The sequence below is a fragment of the Telluria sp. ZT3P25 genome, from assembly GCF_059685895.1.
This window is the reverse complement of sequence record NZ_JCASIJ010000001.1, coordinates 1,574,546-1,599,127: the sequence shown is the minus strand read 5'-3', so window position 1 is coordinate 1,599,127 and position 24,582 is coordinate 1,574,546. Positions and strand designations below refer to the sequence as shown.

Annotated in this window: 19 protein-coding genes; 6 read left to right on the top strand and 13 right to left on the bottom strand. The window is 65.7% G+C overall.

Annotated features, from left to right (window positions below):
- Positions 1–177 precede the first annotated feature (177 nt).
- Positions 178–1,683, bottom strand: coding sequence for an undecaprenyl-phosphate glucose phosphotransferase (locus tag AC56LY_RS07285; RefSeq protein WP_499577909.1), 1,506 nt, complete (start codon positions 1,681–1,683; stop codon positions 178–180).
- Between the two features lie 24 nt (positions 1,684–1,707).
- On the opposite strand from AC56LY_RS07285, the gene AC56LY_RS07280 reads away from it, so the two are divergent.
- From AC56LY_RS07280 to AC56LY_RS07265, 4 genes are all read left to right on the top strand, one after another.
- On the top strand, positions 1,708–1,989 hold the full coding sequence (locus tag AC56LY_RS07280) for a hypothetical protein (protein WP_499577907.1): 282 nt from the start codon (positions 1,708–1,710) through the stop codon (positions 1,987–1,989).
- 477 nt (positions 1,990–2,466) lie between these two features.
- Positions 2,467–3,018 (top strand): dihydrofolate reductase, encoded by a 552-nt coding sequence (locus AC56LY_RS07275; RefSeq protein WP_499577905.1) that lies wholly within the window; start codon positions 2,467–2,469, stop codon positions 3,016–3,018.
- Positions 3,015–3,650: a DUF4337 domain-containing protein gene (locus AC56LY_RS07270; RefSeq protein ID WP_499577904.1), complete on the top strand. Its 636-nt coding sequence runs from the start codon at positions 3,015–3,017 to the stop codon at positions 3,648–3,650. Before AC56LY_RS07275 ends, AC56LY_RS07270 begins: the two co-directional genes overlap by 4 nt.
- A gap of 217 nt (positions 3,651–3,867) precedes the next feature.
- Positions 3,868–6,126 (top strand): Orn/Lys/Arg family decarboxylase, encoded by a 2,259-nt coding sequence (locus AC56LY_RS07265; protein ID WP_499577902.1) that lies wholly within the window; start codon positions 3,868–3,870, stop codon positions 6,124–6,126.
- Positions 6,127–6,219: 93 nt separating this feature from the next.
- Here AC56LY_RS07265 and AC56LY_RS07260 read toward each other — a convergent pair whose 3' ends face one another.
- The 5 genes from AC56LY_RS07260 to AC56LY_RS07240 form a co-directional block, all read right to left on the bottom strand.
- Positions 6,220–7,728, bottom strand: coding sequence for an alpha/beta hydrolase (locus tag AC56LY_RS07260; protein ID WP_499577899.1), 1,509 nt, complete (start codon positions 7,726–7,728; stop codon positions 6,220–6,222).
- A gap of 257 nt (positions 7,729–7,985) precedes the next feature.
- Positions 7,986–8,552 carry a dCTP deaminase gene (gene dcd / locus AC56LY_RS07255; RefSeq protein WP_499556188.1) on the bottom strand — a complete coding sequence of 189 codons (567 nt, stop codon included), beginning with the start codon at positions 8,550–8,552 and terminating at the stop codon, positions 7,986–7,988.
- Between the two features lie 82 nt (positions 8,553–8,634).
- Complete coding sequence (locus AC56LY_RS07250; protein WP_499577897.1) at positions 8,635–9,444, bottom strand: alpha/beta hydrolase; 810 nt, start codon at positions 9,442–9,444, stop codon at positions 8,635–8,637.
- A 76-nt stretch (positions 9,445–9,520) separates the two neighbouring features.
- On the bottom strand, positions 9,521–10,450 hold the full coding sequence (locus AC56LY_RS07245) for a dioxygenase family protein (protein WP_499577895.1): 930 nt from the start codon (positions 10,448–10,450) through the stop codon (positions 9,521–9,523).
- A complete protein-coding gene (locus AC56LY_RS07240; RefSeq protein ID WP_499577893.1) occupies positions 10,447–10,989 on the bottom strand; it encodes a Spy/CpxP family protein refolding chaperone in 543 nt (180 codons plus the stop codon). Before AC56LY_RS07240 ends, AC56LY_RS07245 begins: the two co-directional genes overlap by 4 nt.
- 123 nt (positions 10,990–11,112) lie before the next feature.
- Between AC56LY_RS07240 and AC56LY_RS07235 the strand changes: the two genes are divergently transcribed.
- Both AC56LY_RS07235 and AC56LY_RS07230 read left to right on the top strand, forming a co-directional pair.
- Entirely contained in the window at positions 11,113–11,799 is a 687-nt protein-coding gene (locus AC56LY_RS07235) for a response regulator transcription factor (RefSeq protein WP_499577891.1), read from the top strand.
- 1 nt (position 11,800) lies between these two features.
- Positions 11,801–13,231, top strand: a complete 1,431-nt coding sequence (locus tag AC56LY_RS07230) for a sensor histidine kinase (RefSeq protein ID WP_499577889.1) — start codon at positions 11,801–11,803, stop codon at positions 13,229–13,231.
- A 10-nt stretch (positions 13,232–13,241) separates the two neighbouring features.
- On the opposite strand, the gene AC56LY_RS07225 is transcribed toward AC56LY_RS07230, so the two are convergent.
- From AC56LY_RS07225 to AC56LY_RS07195, 7 genes are all read right to left on the bottom strand, one after another.
- Complete coding sequence (locus tag AC56LY_RS07225) at positions 13,242–15,605, bottom strand: DNA internalization-related competence protein ComEC/Rec2 (protein WP_499577887.1); 2,364 nt, start codon at positions 15,603–15,605, stop codon at positions 13,242–13,244.
- Between the two features lie 81 nt (positions 15,606–15,686).
- Positions 15,687–17,066, bottom strand: a complete 1,380-nt coding sequence (locus tag AC56LY_RS07220; protein WP_499577885.1) for a T6SS immunity protein Tli4 family protein — start codon at positions 17,064–17,066, stop codon at positions 15,687–15,689.
- A 20-nt stretch (positions 17,067–17,086) separates the two neighbouring features.
- Positions 17,087–18,784: an esterase/lipase family protein gene (locus AC56LY_RS07215; protein ID WP_499577883.1), complete on the bottom strand. Its 1,698-nt coding sequence runs from the start codon at positions 18,782–18,784 to the stop codon at positions 17,087–17,089.
- Positions 18,781–21,651 carry a type VI secretion system Vgr family protein gene (locus AC56LY_RS07210; protein ID WP_499577880.1) on the bottom strand — a complete coding sequence of 957 codons (2,871 nt, stop codon included), beginning with the start codon at positions 21,649–21,651 and terminating at the stop codon, positions 18,781–18,783. The genes AC56LY_RS07215 and AC56LY_RS07210 overlap by 4 nt, the downstream gene beginning before the upstream one ends.
- A gap of 125 nt (positions 21,652–21,776) precedes the next feature.
- On the bottom strand, positions 21,777–22,583 hold the full coding sequence (locus tag AC56LY_RS07205; protein ID WP_499577878.1) for a TatD family hydrolase: 807 nt from the start codon (positions 22,581–22,583) through the stop codon (positions 21,777–21,779).
- Between the two features lie 4 nt (positions 22,584–22,587).
- On the bottom strand, positions 22,588–23,295 hold the full coding sequence (lolD, locus tag AC56LY_RS07200; protein WP_499581982.1) for a lipoprotein-releasing ABC transporter ATP-binding protein LolD: 708 nt from the start codon (positions 23,293–23,295) through the stop codon (positions 22,588–22,590).
- Positions 23,296–23,311: 16 nt separating this feature from the next.
- Positions 23,312–24,577: a lipoprotein-releasing ABC transporter permease subunit gene (locus AC56LY_RS07195; protein ID WP_499577875.1), complete on the bottom strand. Its 1,266-nt coding sequence runs from the start codon at positions 24,575–24,577 to the stop codon at positions 23,312–23,314.
- Positions 24,578–24,582: the final 5 nt, after the last annotated feature.

Below are 24,582 nucleotides of genomic sequence, written 5' to 3'. Positions count from 1 at the left end.
TACACTTTTTAATCAGCGCAATAAAGACAGCATGGACCCAGCGGGCAAACATGTCTTTTTATCAGGATAAGTTGCAATTCTACTACATCACTTCAAGAACACGCGTTCGATACGCGCGCCTCGAATGGCTTGTCTGGCAGCGTTCCAGCAGTGTTCAAGCCGTGCGCCGCCAGGGTGTCAGTACGCAGTCTTGTGGAACCAGACCGAGAAGGCCGTCATGACGAGAATCTTCATATCCAGCATCAGCGACCAGTGCTCGATATAGTGAAGATCGTGCTCGACGCGGCGCTGCATCTTGTCCAGCGTATCCGTCTCGCCCCGGAACCCGTTCACCTGTGCCCAGCCCGTGATACCCGGCTTGACGTTGTGGCGCGCGTAATATTCCGAAATGATGGCGCCGAATTCCAGGTTGTGCTTGATCGCGTGAGGCCGCGGACCGACGATCGACATATGGCCGAACAACACGTTAAAGAGCTGCGGCAATTCGTCCAGGCTGCTGCGACGCAGGAAGCTGCCGACACGCGTGACCCGGCTGTCGAAGCGCGTTGCCTGCTTGACTTCGGCGCTGGCGCAATCGTCGAACTTCATCGAGCGGAACTTCCAGACTTCGAATTCATGATTGTTAAAGCCATGGCGCCGCTGCTTGAAGATCACCGGACCCGGACTATCGAACTTGATCGCGAGCGCAATGATTGCCAGAACCGGGCTCACCAGGGCAAGCAGGATGCTGGAGATCAAGAGGTCTTCGGCACGCTTGAGACGCCCCATCTGCTCGCCGACGCGGCTGTTGGCAATCGTCAGGACCGGCACACCTGCCAGGCGCTCCATATTAATGGACGGGAATTGCCAGACGACGTTGTTCGGCACCAGGTCGATCCTGACCGGCACGGTGCGCAGTTTCGTAAGCAAGGCTTCGACCCGTTCCGTTGCCAGCCAGGGTAGCGCTACCACGACACGGTCAACGGGATTGGCGCGAATGTAATCGAGCATCGTGCACGTTGAACCGAGCATGTGCTTGCGCAGCGTCGCCGGGATGCCCCGCTCGACGCGATCGTCGAACACACCCAGCACCCGGATATTTGCATGCCCGCTGCGCTTGATCGCGTTGACGATCAGTTCGGCGCGCTCGTTGGCGCCGACGATGATGATCGACTCGTCGAGCATGTGCGCCATGCGCGCACGGTAGATGATCCGTGTGAGGATCAGGCGATTGGCCAGCAGCAGGACAAACCAGGCGCAGGCACTGGTGGCGACCCAGACGCGCGAATACTCCGACAACGTGCCGGACAGGTAGCCGACGATCATGATCAGGGAAATACCACCGAAAAAGCCCAGACCGAGCTTGCTCAGAAGCGCATTGAGCGACAGGATTTCGCGCTCGCGATACGCCTGCGCGCAGTGCAGCGACACGATGATGACGAGCGTGCTGAGATAGATGAAGAGATGCCCGGCGGTGCTCAGCTTGGCATCGAGACCGAAGCGCACATAAAAGCCGCCGAAACCTGCCAGCAGCAGGACAGCGACGTCGGAGATCTTGAGCAGATTGATGAAGAATGGCAGCCAGTATCTGGCAGACGACTGCGCACTGCCCTTTTTCAGGAGCGAGCCGAGGTCGCCCGCAGCGTCAAGCGATCGATGCTTATCGTGTTTGCCGACAGTGGCAGCAGGGTCGAAGTTATTCATCGTGACAGATCCAATCATCATGAATTGAATAAGGTACGCAATATTTTCCCGGCAGGCGCGCCGTCTTGGCGCACCATCGCGAACGCTGGCAAGTACGATCGAGGCGCGACTGGCCATCTACGCAGCGAGCACTGCCGTTACCGGAAACCGCCTTCCATGCATGCCATGGCGCTGGATTTGCTTGCCTTATCCAATTGTTTGCTGCAGCGCCGCGAAACGCATACCACTCAAAAAGAAAAAAATGAAACCGACTACATCAAAGATTTCGGCAAAAATATTTTTGCATCATTTGATGCACATCAATAACATAACTAGACTATATGCTAATTGAGCTTCAAAGTCATTAGTTTTGACGCGACGCAGCAAAATATATAAATTACAACTAGCAACGGAATTTCCTTCGTTGCAAGCCGTCTTCGTCCCCTACCCGCCAGGCATCGGCTGCCACACATACCATGTGCGCCAGCATGGCTGGTTCCACCTATGGGACAGCATCTGTAAGGCTGCATTCCCCACAACGACCAACCTGGCTGCGACCTTACCCCGGCCACATGGAGACGGTACATACTGCTTACCTTTTATTACTGTTTCCAACGATACGGCGAACGCCGGTCGGCTGGCGCACATCACAAACAGCACGACCGTGCTGCGGTTGCATACCCCACGCAAACCTGTTGTCAGTACGCTGTATACGTAAGGATTTGACACATGGGCCGTCGATAAACCGTATAAATATTGGTATCATGCAAGGTCTTGATACCCCAGCCAACACAGGATCTACCGATGCCAGCTCCCAACGCCGCGACCGTCGCGCCTGCCATGACCGCGCAGTTGACCCTGGTGGTGGCCATCGACCGTGACAACGGCATCGGCATCGACAATCGCATGCCGTGGCACCTGCCGCAGGATCTGGCGCACTTCAAGCGCGTCACCCTCGGCAAACCGGTGATCATGGGCCGCAAGACGTTCGACTCGATCGGCCGTCCGCTGCCGGGCCGGCGCAATATCGTCATTACCCGCAATGCCGGCTGGTCGCATGAGGGCGCCGAGCCTGCCGAATCGCTGGCAGCCGCCATCGCGCTGCTGGACGGTGCGCCGGCCAGCATCATCGGCGGTGCGCAGATCTTCGATGCGGCCATGGACCTGGCCGATGCCATGATCGTCACGCACATCGATCACCGCTTCACCTGCGACACCTTTTTCCCGCCAATCGACCCGGCACAGTGGCAGGAAACTGCCCGCGACCCGCATCGGCGGCCGCAGGAGGCCGGCGAACCGGGGTTCGACTACGCCTACGTCACGTACCAACGCCGCGCCGGCAAGGACACCCCATGAGCGAGACACATCGCCCCACGGGTTCGCGCGGCGGCGACGGTTTTGCCGGCCGCATCGCGGTGCTGATCGCGGTGCTGGCCACCGTGGGCACGCTGTTCGCGTTCCTGGGGACCTCGTCCCACAATGACGCAAGCCTGTTCAAGACCACCGCTGCGATGGAAAAGACGAGCGCGGCCAATGCCTGGGCCCATTACCAGGCCAAGTCGAGCCGCCAGAACCTGGCTGAACTGGCCGCTACCCTGCCCGGCGTCGACACGGGCCGCTATACGATGGACGTCGAGCGCTATCGCGTCGAGAAAGACGTGATCCGCAAGGAAGCGGAGCGCTGGGAAGCCTCGTCGCGCGACTGGAACAAGCGCTCCGAAGAAGCGCTGCACCGTCAGCGCCAGTGGGCGGCAGCATCGGTGGCGCAGCAGATCGCGATTTCACTGGCTGCGATCACGCTGCTGGCGCGCCGCACGTGGCTCTTGACCCTTACCGGCGCCGTCGCCACGTTCGGTATCACGCTGGGGCTGTTCGCCTTCCTGGAAGGCAGCACCACCGCGTTATCGCCCGTACCGCTGGGTGCGGCGCTAGCGGCTGCACTGCTGACCGAAGGGTGCCGGCGCGCCGGGCGCCGCCTGGACAGCTAGGGTGCGACACCGATCGCCGCGAGTGGTTAATCTAGCCACTCAGCCAGCTAGTAAAGTGGCGACCAAGGGTTGACAAAAAAACCTGCACCGGAACCCGCAATTTCTGCGAAAATCCGCTACTCATTTTCTACGGTGCCGTGCGCGGCGGCCCGCTGCCACTTCGGAATGATCCGGTGTGGTGCGGCCGCTTCCACGGCGCTTCGCTTTGGAGCTGTCCATGAAATTTCGTTTCCCCATCGTCATCATCGACGAGGACTTCCGCTCGGAGAACACCTCCGGCCTTGGCATTCGCGCCCTCGCGGCGGCGATGGAACAAGAAGGCATGGAGGTCGTTGGCGTGACCAGCTATGGCGACCTGTCCCAGTTCGCCCAGCAGCAGTCGCGCGCATCGGCATTCGTGCTGTCGATCGATGACGAGGAATTCGGCAGCGGCTCGCTCGAAGACACCGATTCGGCACTGGTCGGCCTGCGCGCCTTCGTCAAGGAAATCCGCCACAAGAACGCGGACATCCCGATCTATATCTATGGCGAAACGCGCACCAGCCGCCACATTCCGAACGACGTGCTCAAGGAACTGCACGGCTTCATCCACATGTTCGAAGACACGCCCGAATTCGTCGCGCGTCACATCATCCGCGAAGCCAAGGCCTATCTGGACAGCCTGGCGCCGCCATTCTTCCGCGCGCTGGTCAACTATGCGTACGACGGTTCGTACTCGTGGCACTGCCCCGGCCACTCGGGCGGCGTCGCGTTCCTGAAGTCGCCGATCGGACAGATGTTCCATCAGTTCTTTGGTGAGAACATGCTGCGCGCCGACGTCTGCAACGCGGTCGAAGAACTCGGCCAGCTGCTCGACCACACCGGTCCGATTGCCAAGTCCGAGCGCAATGCCGCGCGCATCTATGGCGCCGACCATTGCTACTTCGTGACCAACGGCACGTCGACCTCGAACAAGATGGTCTGGCACTCGACCGTCGCGCCGGGCGACATCGTCGTCGTCGACCGCAACTGCCACAAGTCGATCCTGCACTCGATCATCATGTGCGGCGCGATTCCCGTGTTCCTGATGCCGACCCGGAACAACCTGGGCATCATCGGCCCGATTCCGCTGTCCGAATTCACGCCCGAATCGATCGCCCGCAAGATCGAAGCCAATCCGTTTGCCCGCGAAGCCGTCAACAAGAAGCCGCGCATCCTGACCATCACCCAGTCGACCTACGACGGTGTGGTCTACAACGTCGAGACGCTGCGCGAAATGCTCGACGGTAAAATCGACACGCTGCACTTCGACGAAGCGTGGCTGCCGCATGCGACGTTCCACGACTTCTACAAGAACATGCACGCGATCGGCCAGAACCGTCCGCGCGCGAAGGAGTCGATGATCTTCTCGACCCAATCCACGCACAAACTGCTGGCCGGCCTGTCGCAGGCGTCGCAGGTGCTGGTGCGCGAATCGCAGTCGGTCAAGCTCGACCAGGATGCGTTCAACGAAGCGTACCTGATGCACACGTCGACCTCGCCGCAGTATTCGATCATCGCCTCGTGCGACGTCGCTGCCGCCATGATGGAAGCGCCAGGCGGCACCGCCCTGGTCGAAGAGTCGATCCTGGAAGCGCTGGACTTCCGCCGCGCGATGAAGAAGGTCGACGCGGACTTCGGCGACGACTGGTGGTTCCAGGTCTGGGGCCCGGACAAGTTCTCGGAAGAAGGCATCGGCACCCAGGACGACTGGATGATCCGCGCCGAAGAATCGTGGCACGGCTTTGGCGACCTGGCCCCGGGCTTCAATATGCTCGACCCGATCAAGGCGACCATCGTCACGCCGGGTCTGAACCTGTCGGGCCAGTTCGGCGAGACCGGCATTCCGGCCTCGATCGTCACCAAGTACCTGGCCGAGCACGGCGTCATCATCGAGAAGTGCGGACTGTACTCGTTCTTCATCATGTTTACGATCGGTATCACCAAGGGCCGCTGGAACACGCTGGTCACGGCGCTGCAGCAGTTCAAGGATGACTACGACCGCAACGCGCAGATGTGGCGCGCCATGCCGCAGTTCGCCGCGGCCAATCCGCGCTACGAAATGCACGGCCTGCGCGACCTGTGCACCGAGATCCACACGTTCTACAAGTCGCACGATGTGGCACGCCTGACGACCGAGATGTACCTGTCGGACATGATCCCGGCGATGAAGCCGTCGGACGCGTTCGCGCATATGGCGCACCGCAAGATCGATCGCGTGGCAATCGACGAACTCGAAGGCCGCATCACGGCGATCCTGCTCACGCCCTACCCGCCGGGCATTCCGCTGTTGATCCCGGGCGAGCGATTCAACCGCACGATCGTCGATTACCTGCGCTTTGCGCGTGACTTCAACGAGCGCTTCCCGGGCTTCGAGACCGACGTGCACGGCCTGGTCAAGCGTGAAGTCGATGGCAAGCGCGGTTACTTCGTCGACTGCGTGCGGCAAGACGACTGATCTGCGCGCTGCACCGTCAGGTTGGCTAGCCCAGCCTGACATTGAAGACAACGCCAGCCAACCGGCTGGCGTTGTTGCGTCAAGCGTGCGTGCTCAGCGCGGCGCGCACTGCGGCAAGGCTGCCCGCGTGGCCAGCAACGTACGGCTGTCGTCCTGGGATGGCGTGTTGTCGGTGAATTTGCAGCCGTACTGCGGATCGGCCACGATGGCCGGCGTCAGCACGTCGTCGCCCTCTGGTTTCACGCCCCGCTGCTCCCATTTGACCATCGCGTCAAAGGCGGAAGCCTGTTCGGCGATCGTGAAGTCGCAGTGGGCAATCCCCCGGATGGCACGCTGGACCAGCAGGTTCGATGTGCCGAGCGCATCGGCGCGGCGCTTGTAGATCTGCTCCATCTTGAACGGCACGTACAGGTCGCCCAGCGTATGGATGGTCACCACCGGCACGGTGATCCGCGCGTTCGTTTTCGGCACCCAGCGCAGGCCGTCGCGGCGCAGCCGGTTGGCGTCTGGCGTGGCAGGCACGCGGAAGATGCTCGCATTGTAGGCAACTTCTTCGGCGCTCATGGCCGGGTCGGCATCGAGCTGGAAGGTGATGTCCCTGGTCGTGACGACATCGTCCAGCAGAACGCCCTGCATCTTGCCGTCGCGGCCGAACGTGCCCCAGACCGTGGCCTGGTACGCGCTGGCATACGCATAATCGAATAGCGGACGGGTGCCGCCGCTGAGGCTGGCGATAATCTGCTTGAGCCGCATGCCTTGCGCGGTCGGCACTGCCGGCGCGTTCGGCGTGCTGCCGCCCGGGAAGCTCGAGAACATTTTCGCCCGCACCTGCGGGCCGATGGTCGCCCAGTCGGCCGGCGGCCAGCGCGTGGCAGGCGTGCCGGCCTCCACCATGGCGGCCGTCTGGTAGGCGGCGAAATAATCGTACAGTTCCGTGTCGCCCAGCACGCCGCACATCGGCACTGCACCGTGGTAGCGGATCTTGTTGATGGCCGTCTCGATGTTTTCTTCGTCCACCGCGGCCGCCGTGACATGGCCACCCATCGAGTTGCCGATGATATAGGTCTTGGTCGGCGCTGCCAGTGTACGGCCGTTCTTGCCGGCGATAGCGCGGAAGGCCAGCGCCAGCGCGTTCGTGTCTTCCACGCCCGCGCGCACGTCATAGTAGTTGGTGCTGTAACTCGATGCGGCCCACGCATAGCCCTGGCTGATCAGGTGGCGACGAATCGCCGGCGGCGCCACTTCCAGCACCGGGCCCGTGCCGCCGTAGCCGTGGGCATACATGACCAGCATGCCGTTCCAGTTTTTCGGCACTTCGATCTGGTAACCCGCTTTGTTCAGCACGCCCCACCAGCGGTCGGTCTCCGGCGCATTTGTCATGGCGGCAAACGGCAGGTTGCTTTCGACGACGGCGTAGGTACGCCCGTCCTGCGGACGGACTAGCTCGGGTTGGACGGCAACCGGCGGCGTGCTCGCCTGCGGCGGCGCGCCGTGATCGTCATCGTCGCCGCCACAGGCGGACAGCGCCAGGACGGCGATGAGCGAAGGTAACACCCGCGCGGCGATGCGGCGGGACGTGCAACGTGCAAACTGGGTTTTCATCAACACTGTCTCCATGATTTTAGTTTTGCACAGCGAAACCAAAAATCACTGTGTGATTTATTGTAGATCGAAACGGCGTTCACGGGCGTGCCCGGGTCGCGCTAGGTGTTGCCGGACAGATGGGGGAATGCAGCTTGGAGGGATGGGGCAGCAGTACCGGCCTGACAGGGTGTCAGGCCGGTGGTAGTCGGGGCATGTCGGGCCGCCCTGCGGCGGTCACGCTGCCCCGTTTGACTACAATATGGTCGTACGGTTACTCAGGCTTTCGGCAGCGTGACGCCGATCTGGCCCTGGTACTTGCCGTCGCGGTCCTTGTACGACGTTTCGCAGACTTCGTCGCTTTCGAAGAACAGCACCTGCGCGCAGCCTTCGCCGGCGTAGATCTTGGCTGGCAGTGGCGTCGTGTTCGAGAATTCGAGCGTGACGTAGCCTTCCCATTCCGGTTCGAACGGCGTGACGTTGACGATGATGCCGCAGCGCGCGTAGGTCGATTTGCCCAGGCAGATCGTCAGCACATTGCGCGGGATGCGGAAGTATTCGATCGTGCGCGCCAGCGCGAACGAGTTCGGCGGGATGATGCAGACGTCGCTCTTGATGTCGACGAACGAGTTCGAATCGAAATTCTTCGGGTCGACGATCGTGCTGTTGATGTTGGTGAAGACCTTGAATTCATCGGCGCAGCGGATGTCGTAGCCGTACGACGAGGTGCCGAACGAGATGATCCGGCGGCCATCCTGCTCGCGCACCTGCTGCGGCTCGAATGGTTCGATCATGCCGGTGCTGTGCGCCATGCGGCGGATCCAGTTGTCGCTCTTGATAGTCATTGTTGGGTTTCCAGCAGGGAGAAAATCACGCGATTTTACGCGAAAAGGCGCTGGCCGTGAGGCTTTGGCAATGATTGATTGACTACCCGCGCCCCCCGGCGCCGCCGAGCAACCGCGTGATCATCGCGTGAACCAGTCCCGCTGTCTCGGCCGGCTTCTCCAGCGGGTACAGATGACCGCCTTCGATCATGACCAGGTGCTCACCCACCAGCTTGCGCGTGGGCGCCAGCCCTGCCCGCCGCATCTCTTCGGACACCGTGCCGGCGATGAAGCCCACCGGCACCGGGAACGGCGCGCGGATCACGGCGCCCATGTGGTGCGGCAGCGTTTGGTAAATGGCCGATTCGACGTCGCGCCGGAAGCGCAGCGTGACACCGTCGGGATGCGGCGCCAGCCCATGCTCCATGTAGTCGTCGAGCGCGCCCGGCGCCCAAGCCTGGAAGATCGACTTGGCGTGAAAGTGGCGGTAGGCGGCGTCGCGGTCCGGCCAGTGCTCGCGCCGCTTGTACGAAAAGCGCGCCGGTGACAGACGAGCGCCCCATCCTGCCAGCTTGACCAGGCGCCAGGCCAGCGCGCGCCAGCCGGCCACCACGGGCGAGTCGAGCATCACGACGCAGCGCGCCAGGTCGGGGCGGCGCCGCGCCGCCATCGTACACAGTGCGCCGCCCAGCGAATGACCAACGAGGATCGCTGGCTGGCCATACGTGTCGAGATGCGCGATCAGCTCGTCGACCAGCGTGTTCCAGCCGTCGCCGACCGGATAGCGCGGATCGTGGCCGTGCATGTCGAGCGTGCGCACGTCGTAATGCTCGGCGAGCTCGGCCAGCAAGCGGTTGTAGGTGCCGGCCGGGTAGCTGTTCCCGTGGGCGAAGTGCAGCAGCGGTTTGGACATGGACAGGAGCGGTGGCCGGATTCAGCGGCCTATTGTAATGGCGCGGACCGCCCCACTGCCGATCTTCGGAGCGCGTTTAGATGTTTACACCTACTGCCAGCGTCGCGCTGTAGCCCTGACTGGCCGTGCCCGTCACGCTCGCCATCTGGAGCGCGGTGCCGTCGCTGAACACGTTATCGAGCGCAAAGCTCATGCGCGCCAGGTTGCTCACGCTGCTCGCATAACCGCTGCTGGTATAGGCTTCGTTGGCGATCGCCAGCGGGAACGTGAACTGCGACGTCCTGATGCGGTTGGCTGCGCTGGTCGCCCTGGCCAGCGTCGGGTACACCTCGAAGTGCACGTGCGGCATGCGCCCGTCGTAGCAGCCGGGGAAGATGGTCGTGAACGTGACATAGCCTTCGCTGTCGGCTTCCTGCACGCCGCGCAGATAGTTCTCGCCCACAATGCCTGTGCTGTACATCGAGTAGCCCCCTTCGCGCGTGCAGTGCCACAGGTAGACGGTGGCACCGGCAGCCGCCGCGCAGCCCTGCGCCACGTTCTCGATCTTCAGGCGGATCGTCAACGGCACACCGGCCGCCACGCCGCTGGCGCCGGCCACGCTGGCGCGCAGATCGCTACGCACGATGCCGGACAGGATCAATGCGTTGGCCACCCCGTTGGCATTGCGGTTGGTGCCGTCGCCCGGATACGGGCCGCCCGTTTCTTCGGGGATCACCGAGCACACCGCGCTGCCGCTGCCCGTGCTGGCGGCACCCGTCGTCGAGGTCGAGCTGGACAAGCCGAAACCATCGTCCGCGCTGCTGCCCCCGCCGCAGCCGGCCAGCGGCAGGACGACACTGCCGGCGCCGGCAAGCAGCCAGCACAGCGACTGGCGCCGCGTGGCGGTCCGGGTCAGCATGCGGGCAAGGTCGGCCCCCAGGCCCAGGTGGTGGTCGGCGTCGTGGTCATGGCCGGCGTCATCGCCGGCGTCTTGGCCAGCCTCGTGATGATGGCATGCTGCTTTCATTTCCTGCTGTCTCCACGATGGATGTTGTGTCGTTCAGCATCGGCCTTGCGGCCCATGCCGCGCGGCGCCTCGAGCTGCGCACGCTGTTCTGGCGTGAGCACTGCCTTGAGCATCGCGCGTGTCTGCAGTCGCAGCAGTTCCTGGTCGGCGATCGCCTGGCCCAGCGCCTGCGCGGCGGCGGATGCGGCGGCGCCGTCGAATTCGGGGGCACCTGCCACCGCGCGCAGCGCGTCGTCGGCCCTGCTTTCGGCAAGGTCCAGCGCGCGGCGCCGGGGCGCCTGGCCGTGCAGGATCGTGAAGACGCGCTCGTGCTGCGCATCGCTCAGGTTCAGGCCACGCAGAAATGGCGGCGTGCCGAACGGACCCGGTTCGCCATCGCGCTCGTGCAGTTGACCGAACGGCGGGCCGCCGTATTCAGGGCCGTCCGGTGGCGGCATCGGCTGGGCCAGGACGGCGGGCGCGGCCAGCAGGCAGACGGAGAACGCGGTCGCGGCGCGTAGTCCGCTCAGTGTGGGACGCGGGGAAGCTGGTCGTGTCATCGTGGACCTCTCGTGTTATGGAAGCGGCCATTGTGTGGCGGCGCCATGTAAAGCGCGTCTAAGCCAGGTAAATTCGGGTAAAGCAGCGCAGACGCGGCGGACCTGCTGCGCTATCCTGTCGCCATGAACAACGTTTTACTCATCGACGACGACGTCGAACTGGTCGGCATGTTTGCCGAATATCTGGAACAGGAAGGCTTTCCCGTCACCTGCGTGCACAATGGCGAAGACGGCGCGCGCGCCGCGCTGGCCGGCGGCTACGCCATCGCGATCCTCGATGTGATGATGCCCGGCGCGGGCGGCATCGAGGCGCTGCGCCAGATTCGCGCCGGCAGCCGCATGCCGGTGCTGATGCTCACCGCGCGCGGCGACGATGCCGACCGCATCCTGGGCCTCGAACTGGGCGCCGACGATTACGTGGCCAAGCCTTGCACGCCACGCGAGCTGACGGCGCGCGTGCGCGCCATCCTGCGCCGCACGCAGGCCGTGCCCGAGAGCGGCCCCGGGGTCGTGCTCAGCGTCGGCAAGCTGACCATGCTGCCCGAGCAGCGCCGCGCCACCTGGGACGGCCAGCCTCTCGACCTGACCAGCACCGAATTCAATCTGCTCGAAGTCCTGGCCCGCAACGCCGGCCGGCCGGTGAGCAAGAACGATTTGTCCGAACAGGGTCTGGGCCGGCCGCTGGCGCGGTTCGATCGCAATATCGACGTCCACCTGAGCAGCCTGCGGCACAAGCTGGGGCCGTTGTCCGACGGCCGCTCGTGCCTGCAGACGATCTACCGCCAGGGCTACCAGTTGATCAAGGATTAGCGTGGGCCGGCTGTTCTGGAAGTTCTTCCTGTGCATCCTGCTGGCGCAGGTGGCGGCGACCATCGGCGTGGGCGGCGTGTTCTGGTTGCGCGACCAGGCGCGCCAGCGCGCGACGCCCGTGCTCGACAGCGGTCCGCCCGCCGCGATCGCCCTGGACGCCGCAGCTGCCACGCTGCGTCACGGCGGTTTGCCCGCCTTGCGTAGCCTGCTGCCCGACATGCGGCGCCCGCAACTGTTCGTGCTCGACGCGTCGCGCCACGAACTGCTCGGCCGCGCAGTGCCGGCCGACTTGATGCACGAAGTCGAGCGCGAACTGCGCGATGGCGCCCAGGGTGGCGACAGCGCCGTGTGGCGCGGTGCGCGGCGCCTGGTCGGCCCGGACGGCGAGCAGTACATCGCGTTCGTGTCGCGCAATTTCGGGCGCCAGCCTGGCCGCCAGGATGGTGCGCAGTACAAAGGTGGTCCCGAGCCCATGGCGCCTGCGATCGACCCCGGTCCCGGCCCGCGCCGACGTATTGGCCAGAGCGTAGTGATCGGCGCCACCATCCTCGCCAGCCTGCTGTTCGCGGCGCTGCTGGCCTGGTATTTTTCACGCCCCATCCGCGCCCTGCGCAGCGCGTTCGAAGCGGCCGCCGCCGGCGACCTGGCGCCACGCTTCGGCCCCGGCGCCGCGAGCGGCGACGAGCTGGTCGATCTGGGCCGCGACTTCGACCGCATGAGCGCCCGCCTGCGCGCGCTGATGGATGGCCAGCGCCGCCTGCTGCACGATGTCTCGCACGAACTGCGCTCTCCGCTGGCACGGATGCAGGCAGCGCTTGGCCTGGCGCACCAGCAGCCGGACAAAATCAGTATCACGCTCGAACGCATCGAGCGCGAAAGCAATCGCATGGATCAGCTGATCGGTGAACTGCTGACGCTGTCGCGCCTGGAAGCATCGCCCGACGTGCTGCGGCGCGAGCCGGTGGATCTGGTCGAGCTGGTCGACGGGCTCGTTGCCGATGCGCGCTTCGAGGCTGACCAGGCCGACCCGGCGGCCGGCGGCGCGGCGCTGCGGGTCGAGTTCGAGGCCGACGAGCGCGTCGGGCTCGAAGGCGACCCGGATCTGCTCTGGAGCGCGCTCGAGAACGTCGTGCGCAATGCCGTTAAACATGGCGCCCCGGGTGGCATCGTGACCGTGTCCGTACGCGCCATCGACGGCATCGCGCGGGTCGACGTCTGCGACCGGGGACCTGGCATCGCGCCCGCCGATCTGCCGGCCATTTTCCAGCCGTTCTTCCGTGCCGGCGCCTCGCGCACTGGCATCGACGGGCACGGCCTCGGGCTGGCCATCGCGCAGCGCGTCGTGCAGGCGCATGGTGGCGAGATTGTGGCCGCCAACCGTGACGGCGGCGGATTGCAGGTGACAATCACGTTGCCATCGGCCAGAGGTTGAAGATCGCAGCTCAGCGCCCGTACCAGTAGCGGGCGTGGGTCGCACGGTAGGTCGCCACGTCCAGACCTGGTCCGAACGACAGCGTGACGGCGCCATGTTCATCGGTGCGCAACCGCTCGATGCCCATCGCGCCGTAGCGGGCATACACCAGTTTTTGCGGGTGGCGGTAACGATTGCGGTAGCCCACCTGGAAGATGCCGACTGTCGGCCCGACCGCTTGCAGGAACGCTGCAGTGGACGAGGTACCGCTGCCGTGGTGCGGCGCCAGCAGCACGTCGGCGCGCAGGCGGCCGGCGTCAAGGCGCAGCAACGCGGCCTCCTGCGCCGCTTCGATATCGCCGGCCAGCAGGATCGCCCTGCCACCGGCGCTGATGCGAAGAACGCAGCTGCGCGCGTTGGAACGCAAACCCGGGGTCGCGTAGCTTGCCACGGCGGGCGCGAGCATCTCGAAGCGCACCCCATCCCAGTTCCAACCCTGCCCCGCACCGCAGCGGGCCGGGTGCGTGGCCTTCTGCAGCAGCGGGTGTGCTGGCGGCAGCGACGAGATCAGCTGCCCTACCTGGACTGTTGTCAGCACCGCCTCGGCGCCGCCGATGTGATCGAGGTCGCTGTGCGAGATCACCAGCGCATCGAGCCGGCCGATGCCGCGGCCACGCAGATACGGCAGGATGACGCGCGTGGCGCCGTTCGCGCCCGGCGCGTACAGCGGGCCGGTGTCGTACAGCAGGCGGTGGTGCCGCGTCTCGACCAGCAGCGCCATGCCCTGGCCGACGTCGAAGGCCGTGACGTCGAACCGGCCCGCCACCGGCGCGCCCGGCATGTGGGTCAGCAGCGGCGTCCACGCGGCCAGGCCCACCCAGCGCTGCGGCCAGCCGCGCGGGGCCAGCATCCACGCGGTGCCGGCCAGCGCCAGCAGGAGGATCCAGGGTGATGGCGCCGGCGCGGTCCACACCGCCAGCGCTGGTGCAGACAACCACCCCAGTGGCCACGCCAGCAAGGCCATCGCGAGATGCGCGAGGCCCAGCACCAGATCGGCCAGCGGCGACGGCAGCACGCTGCCCGCCAGCGCCAGCGGCGTGACGAACAGGCTGATAACGGGAATGGCCACCGCGTTGGCAACGGGGCTCACGAGCGAGACTTGCCCGAACAGCAGCAGCGTCAGTGGCGCCAGGCCGAGCGTCACGGCCCACTGGGTGCGCGCTGCCACCATCAGGCCGGCGCGCCAGCCACGCGTGCGGGCATCAGGCTGGCGACTGCACGCGTACAGGATTGCCGCCACCGCGCCGAACGACAGCCAGAAGCCCGGCCACAGCATTGCCCACGGATCGCGCAATACGGCCACGCCCAGCGCGAGGCACAGCACGTGCGACATCGACGCGATCCGGCCGCACCACAGCGCCAATGCAACGACGGCCAGCATGTAGAAGGTGCGCTGGGCCGGCACGCCGAACCCTGCCAGCAGCACGTACAGCAATGCCACCAGCGCGCCAGCCAGCGCCGCCACCTTCTGGGCCGGCAGGCGCAACGGCAGCGCCGCACCGGTGAAGAACGAGCGGCGCCACAACCATGACGTCGCCCAGGCAGCCAGGCCTGCCAGCATCGTGATGTGCAAGCCGGAGATCGAGACCAGATGGCTGATACCGGTCCGGTTGAACACATCCCAGGATGCCTGGTCGATGCCGCGCTGGTCGCCGATCACCAGCGCGACAATCACACCAGCGTACGGCTTGCCATCCAGGACCGCCAGGATGCGGCTGCGCAGCCAGCCCCGCGCCCGCTCCACGGCGTAGCGCGCGTCCGGTGTCCACGTGGTCAGGCGTTGGTTGTGCCGGTCGGCCGGACGCACATAGCCGGTGGCGCGGATGCCCTGCTCGAGCAGCCACGCCTCGTAGTCGAAGCCGTGCGGGTTGGCGTTGCCGTGCGGGCGCTGCAGGCGCACGACGAGGCGCCAGCGCTCGCCGGGATGCACGCGCGACGGATCGGCAGCGATGGCGCCATACCAGGACAGGATGATGGTCGGCGGCACGGTTGCACCTGGCGTGTCGACCTGCGCCACGTCGAACTGGAAACGCACGCCACCGGCGAAGCGGTGCGGCAGGCTCGCGACGACGCCGGTCACGGCGATATCGCGGCCTTCATCGGTACGCGGCAAAGCGTGGCGCAGGGCGAGATGGGCGAGCAGCGCAGCCCAGCAGATGCCGAGCAGCAGGCCGGCAAGAAGACCGGCGACCAGCCTGCGCTGGCGCCATCGCAGCAGCGAGTAGCCGACCAGGGCCGTGGCAGCGCAGACTGTGAGCGTGGCCGGCGTCGGCAGGGCCGGCTGCATCTGGACCCAGGCTGCGCCGGCGGTGAAGGCAAGGATGGCGCTGCGCATGCGCTGGGGATCGGTGGTCAGCCGTCGGTCAGCTGATGGTCAACCTGCAGGGCGCCGCGTCGCGCGTTCGGCGGAAGACTCTCACGGTTGATCAACGTTCAGCAGCAGCGCGGCATCGGGCGCCCCCGCTCCTAGACCCCGCGGCGCATGACGCCTGTCCGCCAGGCGCCACCGGGTGGGCGTGTTGCTCTCATAGCTTGGCTGCAAGCCCCTGATTCGCTGCCACACGGTCGCCTGCGGTAGCAGCAATGCCTGCGGCATCGGCGCGCCCGCTTCGATGAACTGCCGACGCCCGCCCAGCACACCCACCTGGGCATTGGCCTCGGTGCAGTGCCACCAGCCCGTGTACGGACAGCGTTCACGTGCCAGCGCGATGTCGCCGAGAGCACCCATCGGCAATTCTGGCCGCGCCGGCTGGCGGGGGGCGGTCGGGCGCAGCCGGAGACTGCCTGCGATCCCGTCCCACAGATCGAGCAGCGCGGGCTCTGACAGCGTCGACTGCACCGGTTTGCCACCGCTGTCCGGATTGGAGCCGGCGCTCAGTTCCAGCATGAGCAGTGGCGCATGCACGTCAGCCTGGCGGCCCGTCATCTCCCACTGGAATGCGTAGCCCGTCGTGAAATTGGGCTCCCTGACGCGCATCACGAGTTCGTCGCCATCGAGGCCATTGATGGCGCGCGCCGCTTCGCGCAGGTGCGAAAAGGCCAGCCGCATGAACACCGGGCGGCGCTCGACCGTGATCGCGTGACGCTCGAGCAGTCGCGGGGCCGGGTCCACGCCTGCCATCGAGGACAGGACGATATGCATGTCGGGATGGTCAGGCAGGCCGGCGAACATCACCACGCTTTCGGTCTCCGGGTGCTCGTACGGGTCCAGCACGATCGCGTGGCCGATGCAGAAGCCCGGCTCGGTCGGAACTTCATCGTGCGCGAGAGCGCGAAACCGGCCCAGCAGGCGTACCAGCGCATCGCCGCTGTCCAGTGCCATCCCCTTTGCGCTCGCCGAAATACTTGCGTGCGCAAGACGCAGCATGCCGTCCAGATCGACGCTTTCGATGTCGATAATCCGCTCGCCTTCGAAGGCCCGGGCCCACTGCCGGTTGTGCACGAACACGTTCCCGCGCCGCCCCTCGGACGCGATCGTCTTCGTGGATTCGAGCGCGGCCCGATCATCCCCGGCGCTTGCGTCATGCCAATTGGCAGCAAGCTGCGCCAGACGCGCGTCGAACTCGTCGTCGGATTCGCGGTCGGTACTGGCGACGTCATAGCCACTGATGAAACCGCGTCGCAGACGCACGGTTGCCTCGGCGGGAAGATCAATCAGAAAACGGCCCACACACACGGTCTGCATCTTGCCGGTCATCTTTGCCACCTTTAGCTTGTCCTGGTCGGCCTGCACGGAATTGGCAAGAAACGACGCAAGCATCAAGACCAATGCCACCACTGCCCCGACCCAGCGCACCTGGCGGCTCCTGAGCCGCCTCATCGGACTTCCTGGACGATCTTGACGATGAGATGCCGCGTCAGGAGCAGCATGTCGTCGTGCTGGAAGCTGTCCTGATGGCGAAACCCTGCGGCAGCAAAGGTGCGCCGCACATGCGATACGGTACCGGCACCGGATTGCGCAGGGACCGTTTCGTCGCCGGGGGCATCCTGCGGCCAGAGCACGAAGTTCAGGCGCGCCCCTGGCTCGATCTCGACTTCGCGCATACCCGCACTGCCATGTGCAACCAGCCTGGCGGCGCGAAGATTGGCAGGCGTCAGCGCCGCGCGGGTGTGGGCCGGAATGCGCGCCACCCAGCGGATCTGACCATAGGCCTTGAGCGCTTTGTCGGCACCATAGAACGCATACGAATGCGGATGGTAGTAAGGCCGGGCCGGCCTTCCCTGCACGTCGGTTGACAGAACCTGGGTGTGAAAGCGCTCGGCCTCCTGGATGGCATCGAGAATCCGGCGCCGCACGCCACCGCTCACGTGCGCATAGCGCTTGGCCGGATCCGCCAGGCCCGGATCGATCATCCGGTGCCACGATGTCATGTCACGGTACATGTCGTAGGGATTACCATCCGGGAGCGACACCATGTCGCGGCTGTCCTCGTGCGCGCTCACACCCCGCAGCGTCCGGATCACCAGCCAGGGTTTCGGGTACAGGTGATTCGGCAGCAGTTGCAACAGGCCGGGCGCCACCGCCATGACCGGCATCGTTCGCTCGCTCGTATCGCCGGCCACGTCCGCGAAGCCGGACGCGGCCAGATTGGCCAGTGGCCCGTTGGTGAAGTTGCCGGCCTCGGTGCCGCAGGCGATGCGCCGGTAGGCCACCGGCGCGCCCAGCGCGGGCATCACCGCGTGCACGATGCCGGCGATATCCGATGCGCCCGACGCTTCGCTCAAGCGCGCACAGGCGCGTGCCACCAGCCCGCCCATCGAATGGGTCACCAGGATCACATGGCGGCATGTGTGCTTGCGCTCGCTCCAGAACGCGCGTATCCGGTCGATGCGCGCGCGCAGGCTATGCGCCGCCAGGTCGCACGACGCCAGCCAGTTGTAGCCGAATGCGTACACCGGGTACTGGTAGCCGGCAAATTTTTCCAGCTCGGCTTCGGTGACGTGATCGATCTGCCGCACGCCCCAGCGTTCAGGGTCGCAGTGCATGACCCGTTGCCAGTGCTGGCGCACGAGGCGCGCGCCATGCGGCGACAGCTGGAAGGTCTTGTCCAGGTGGCGTTGCAGGTCGGCCAGGACAGCCCCATACGAGTCGGCGTGGATTTCGCCCCAGCCCCGCTCGCGCATGACGGCGGCATCCAGTGCGCACGGCGGAAAATCCAGCTCGCCGTCGGGATCCACCTCGAGGATGGCAGGGTCCAGGATGCGCTGCCGGATCGACGGCGCGCGCGTTTCCCACAGATCGGCCTCGCGGTACTTGCCGGTGAAGTCGTTCGGTGGCCGCCAGGCGGGCTCACCGGGCCGCAGCACGGCGTCGTCACGCTGCTGCATGTCGGGACGCGCCCGCAGGTTCGAGCCCATGGTGCCCGGCACGAAGATGACGGGAATGACCTTGCGCGAACCGACTGTCACGCGTGCCCGCACCTTGAACGCGACCGGCGTGGCGACCGTGTGGGCCACCAGGCTGCCATCGCGCGCGACGACGGGCTGGTGGATCGGGCGGGTCGGCTCGTTCATGCCCGGTCCGTCACGGCTGTGGCCGGTTGGGCGGCATCGTCATCGGGCAGCAGGCGGATTTCGATATCGCCCATGGCGTAGCTGTGCAGGATGCTGGTGCGGCCTTCGTCGTCCGTGATGCCGTCGATGGTGGTGCCGTCCTCGTGACGGGCGATATAACGCTGGCCCCGGGCCGGCAGGTTGGTCTGGCGGTCGATGACCACCACACGCTCGTCGGTTTCCAGCGCCGTTGCCGGCAGCCGCAGGCCAGCCGGCACGCCATTGCCGCCCGTGAGGTAGTCGACGCTGGCGGCCTTGACGACGTGGTTGCCGCTGCTCTGGTGCGTGATCGTGCCGCCGGCCCAGTCGGTTTGCGTGCCCTGCGAGACGATCTTGACCGACGGCGCTTCGAGCTCGATGCCGGTGGCGGCGATCAGGCGGATCCGGCTGGACGACTTGATGTCGATATCGCCCTTGTGGGTTTCGACAATGATGTCGCCGCGCGCCGCGATCAGTTTGATGCCGAGGTCGTACGCGAACAGGCTCAGTGCACGCGCCGCGCGCAGGAACAGGCTGCCGCCGGCGGCTGCTTCGGTGTCACCGGTCGAGACGATGTCGATCTTGGTGCGTGCGCCGAGCGCAATGGCGTCGTCGCTGGCCAGCACGATGCCGGCCGGCGCGCTGACCGCCACCATCGGCGCGCCGGCCGATGCCGTCGCCGGCCCCGCCGCCGCCCCCGAACCCGCCGGATGCGGCGCCACATTGGAGCCATCATGCCAGCGGCGCAGGCGCTCGGTGAGTTCGGCCATGCGTGGCCTGGCCTGCTGGTCTTCGCCGTGCGCGCTCGCCAGCCGGGCCAGCTCGTCGAGCACGCCGTGCATGACGTCGGCGATGCCGACGAGCGCGTCCCGCTCGAGCTGGGCGCCGGCACCAGACTCGATACTGCCCGCACTGAGCAGAACGCCTTCGCCGCCACGCACGGCGACCGCCTTGCTGCTGCGAAGCTCGGCGCCTTCACCGCGCGCACCGCCCTTGCCATCCACGCGTGGCTCGGACAGCCAACCCAGATTGAGTTCCGATTCAGCATGTTCGCTGGCCAGCTGCACGCCGATCTGGCCCGGCGTGTCGTCGAACAGCAACTGGCCACCGCGCGCGCCGCCCACTTCGCGGCTGCGCATGCCTGACAGGAAGCGATTGCCCGGCAACGCGCCCGCACGGCTCAGTGCTGGCGGCTGCGCGCGCTGGTTGTACAGCTGCGACAGGATCACCGGGCGGTCAGGGTCGCCGCCCATGAACGCCACCAGCACTTCGGTGCCGACGCGCGGCATGCACAGCGTACCCGATTGTTGCTGGCTGCCGGTGCCGGCCCCGGCCCAGTTGGACGCGACGCGCACCCAGGCGGAGTCGGCCGGCGTGTCGGACGCCCCTGCTCCATGCGCGTGCTGGTGGTCGTCCATGCGCATGCCGGGAAACCGGATCTTGACCCTGCCCAGCGCATCGCAATGCACTTCTTCGCCGGGCGGGCCGGTCACGATGGCGCTTTGCAGTTGCGGATGCGGCAGGTCGGCGCGCGGATCGAACCCGGGGGCCAGCACGATGCCGCGCCGCACCGCGTCGAAACTGACCCGCACGCGAAGCAGAGCGCCCGTGGTCCCGGCAGTCGGCCACGCGCTATCGGCGCCCGGCAGCGAAGCGCCCATCAGGCGCTGCAGGCGCGTCGCGACATCCAGCGGCAGGTTGTTTTCGGCCTCAACGTGCAAGGCGGTGATGACGAAGTCGCGTTCGGGGGCCGGATGCGTATCGATCTCGGGGTGGCCGGTGAGCGTGAACCACTCGCCCGCGCGCAGGTCGCGCACCGTGCCCACGCCATGGAAGCATTTTGTATCGAGCTCGTGCCGGTTCATGCGCAGCTGACCCAGGCGCCAATGGTCTTCGACATCGTTGCCGGCATGCGGCATTTCGACCTGGTAGTCGTCCAGGCTCGCCGCCAGCGCGTTGCCATGGCCGCCCTGGTCGGCCATGCCCTGCGCGGTGGCGGTCATGAACTGGGTGCCCAGCGGATTGCGGTAATCCCAGCTGTGCCGGGTCGTGCTGCCGGCCTGCAGGCGGCGCGCGGCGCACCAGGAGACGATCGTGTCGCGCTCTTCGGTGGCGCCACCCTGGTGGTAGCGCACCGTGCCGGCACTGTTGCAAGGCAGCGCATCGGGGTCGTTAAACAGCACCAGCGTGTGGACCGGCGACCCAGCGCGCTCAGTGTCTGGCGCCCCGGTGCGCGCATGGCCGGGGCGGAACGTCCAGGCCACGCCGCGCCGGCGCAACAGGCGGCGCACGAACGCGGCGTCGGACTCGTTATATTGCATGGTCTGCTCGCGGGGCGGGAACTGGCGCTGGTCGAACAGGGGATCGAGTTCGTACTGGAAGGCGCTGGCCAGGACGCTGTTGGACTGGCGCCATTCGTCGAACAGCACCTGCACGATCTGCAGTTCGTTCTGGCCACGAAACACGCGGCTGTTGACGCGTTTTTCCATGATCGTCAGCGCGTCGCGGATCACCAGCTGGTAGACGCCGAGGCTGCCATCGACATCCCCGGCGCGCGCTTCGGCCACGATGCCGCAGGCGCAGCGCAACCCGCCACGGTCGGTGACGAACCCGATTTCGGCCGGCAACGCAATGAGTTCCTTGAGCGGCAGGCGCGGGGTGGCGGCAACGCAGGTGACGGTGTAATCAAGGCCGCCGCAAATGGCTTCGCTGCCAGTGACGCGCTGCGGCAGGAGGATCGTGTCGAACGGGTGACCGGCAAGGCCGAAACGCAGCCGGATCGGCCGGTGGGCCGCCGACAGCGACCGTTCGCTCTGCAACATGCGCAGGAATTCACTGGCGCTGTCCACATGGATCTCCTGTCCATACAATGCGATTCTCGAGGAAGCACATCTTGGCACGCTGTCTCTACAGCGGCTTGTCAGGTGTCACAGATGGCGAGCGGAATTCAGGGAACTTTGCCTGGGTAGCTGCTCTACCCGATAGGGCACAAACCGGCCAGGCGTGGAATGGCGGTAAGTGAGGCGTGATGGGCGGCAATGCGCACGACCTCCGTCCCAACGCCGCGCAATTCGGCCAGCGCAGCACCAATGCCTGGCAGATTCTCGGGGCTGTTGCGGCCGGGATGAATCCAGCTGGGGGCGATGTCGGGTGAGTCAGTTTCCAGCACGATCCAGTCGAGCGGCAACTCGGTAGCGAGGCGCCGGATTTGCAGTGCGCGTGTAAAGGTCAGGTTGCCGCCGAAGCCCAGGTGCAGGCCGAGGTCGATGAAATTCTGCGCCTGCTGGAAGCTGCCATTGAACGCATGTGCGATGCCGCTTGGCGGGCGAATCTGGCGCAGGTGCTTGAGCACCTGGTCCTGCGAGCGGCGCACGTGCGTCATGACCGGCAAGCCGAAGTCGCGCGCGATGCGCAGCTGTTCGCGGAAGAACCGCGCCTGCTTCTCGCGCATCTCGGGTGTGGTGAGTTCGGGAATGAAGAAATCCAGCCCGATTTCACCGATGCCCACGAAACGCGGATCGCCCATCGCCGCTTCGACGCGCGTGCGCAGGTACGCCAGGTCGTCGTCGTGCGCCTGCGGCACGCACATCGGGTGGATACCCAGCGCGTAGCAGGCGTTCGGGCTGCCTGCCGCCAGGGCCGCGACCGTATCGAAATTGCCCCGCTCGACGGCCATGATGACGATCATCGATACGCCAGCCGCTTCGGCCCTGCGCGCGACGCCGGCGCCATCGCCACCGTATTCGCGGGCGTCGAGGTGAACGTGCGTATCGATCCACATGGCGTCAGCCTTCTGCAGCCTGCAGGCCGTGTTCGGTCATGCGCAGCACGCGGTCGCAGCGGCGCGCCAGTTCCATGTCGTGCGTGACGATCACGAAGGCAGTGCCCAGGGTGCGCGACAGTTCGAGCATCAGGTCGAAGATGATCTGCGCGGTCGTGTGATCGAGGTTGCCGGTCGGTTCATCGGCCAGCACGCAAGCCGGTTGCGTGACCAGCGCGCGCGCCAGCGCGACCCGCTGGCGCTCGCCGCCGGACAATTCGCCCGGGCGGTGCATGACGCGTTTGCCCAGGCCGACGCGCTCGAGGATTGCTTGCGCCAGCGTCAGCGCTTCTGCGCGCGGCATGCGGCGGATCAGGAGCGGCATCATGACGTTGTCGAGCGCCGTGAATTCGGGCAGCAGGTGGTGGAACTGGTACACGAAGCCCAGCGCCGTGTTACGCAGTTCGCCGCGGCGCGATTCGGACAGGATCGCAAAATCCTCGCCGCGCAGGCTGACCGTGCCGCTGCTCGGCGTATCCAGGCCGCCGAGCAAATGCAGCAGCGTCGACTTGCCCGAGCCGGAAGCGCCAACAATCGCCACGCGCTCGCCGCGGTACACGGCAAAGTCGATGCCGTCGATGACGCGCACGATGGCGTCGCCCTGGTTGAAGGTCTTGCCCAGGCCACGGCAGGCCAGCACGGGTACGTCGTTCGTTTTATTCACGTCGTTCATCGCATTGTTCTTCACATTATTCATAGCGCAGCGCCTCCGCCGGCTTCACGCGCGAGGCAGCCCAGCTTGGGTAGATCGTGGCCGCAAAGGCCAGCACCACCGACACGATGCCGATGGTGACGACGTCCGGCGTGTACAGCTCGGACGGCACGGTACTGATCAAATAGATATCCTTGGACAAGAACTCGACGCCCAGCACGCGTTCGATGAACGGGACGATGACACCGATGTTCTTGCTCACGCCCACACCCATGGCCACGCCCGCGAGCGTGCCCAGCACACCGACGACGGCGCCCTGCACCATAAAGATTTTCATGATCGAACCGGGCGACGCGCCCAGCGTGCGCAGGATCGCGATGTCGGCCTGCTTCTCGGTCACCGTCATCACCAGGCTCGAGACCAGGTTGAAGGCGGCCACCGCGATGATGAGCGTCAGAATAATGAACATCATCTTTTTTTCGGTCTGCACCGCAGCGTACCAGTTGGCGTTGAGCTTGGGCCAGTCGCGCACGACCAGGTCGCCCTTCATCGAGGCCTTCAATTCGGCTGCGACCTGCGGCGCTTCGCGCATATTGGCGATGCGCAGGCGCAGGCCCGATGGCGCCTGCTGGCGCTCGAGGCGCTGCGCATCCTCGATGTGCACGAACGACAGCGCCGCATCGAAGTCAAAATGCCCGGCCTCGAAGATGCCGGCCACCGTGAAGCTGCGCGTGCGCGGCACCATGCCGGCCGGCGTGACCTGGCCTTGAGCCAGGACCATTGTGACCTTGTCGCCCATACTGACGCCCAGCGCACGCGCCAGCGCATAACCGAGCACGATATTGAAGCTGCCGGGCTTCAAGGCATCGAAGCTGCCGGCGCGGATCTGCTTCGCCACCGTCGACACATTGTCTTCCACGCCCGGCAGCACGCCGCGCACGATCGACGGACGCATGATCCCGTCGCGCACCAGCAAGCCCTGGGTTTCGACGAACGGGGCCGAACCCAGTACCGCCGGATTCTGCGCCGCTTCCTTTGCCCTGGCCTGCCAATCGGGCATGCTGCCGGAGGCATCGAACACTTCGATGTGGGCCAGCACCGACAGCATGCGGTCGGTGACCTGCTTCTGGAAGCCGTTCATCACCGACAGCACAATGATCAGCGCCGCCACGCCGAGCGCGATGCCGGCCACGGAAATGAGCGAGATGAACGAAATGAAGCTGCTACGACCGCTGCTCTTGCCGGCGCGCGTGTAGCGCAGGCCGACCTGCCACTCGTAAGGCAGTTTGTGGATGATGCTCATGAATT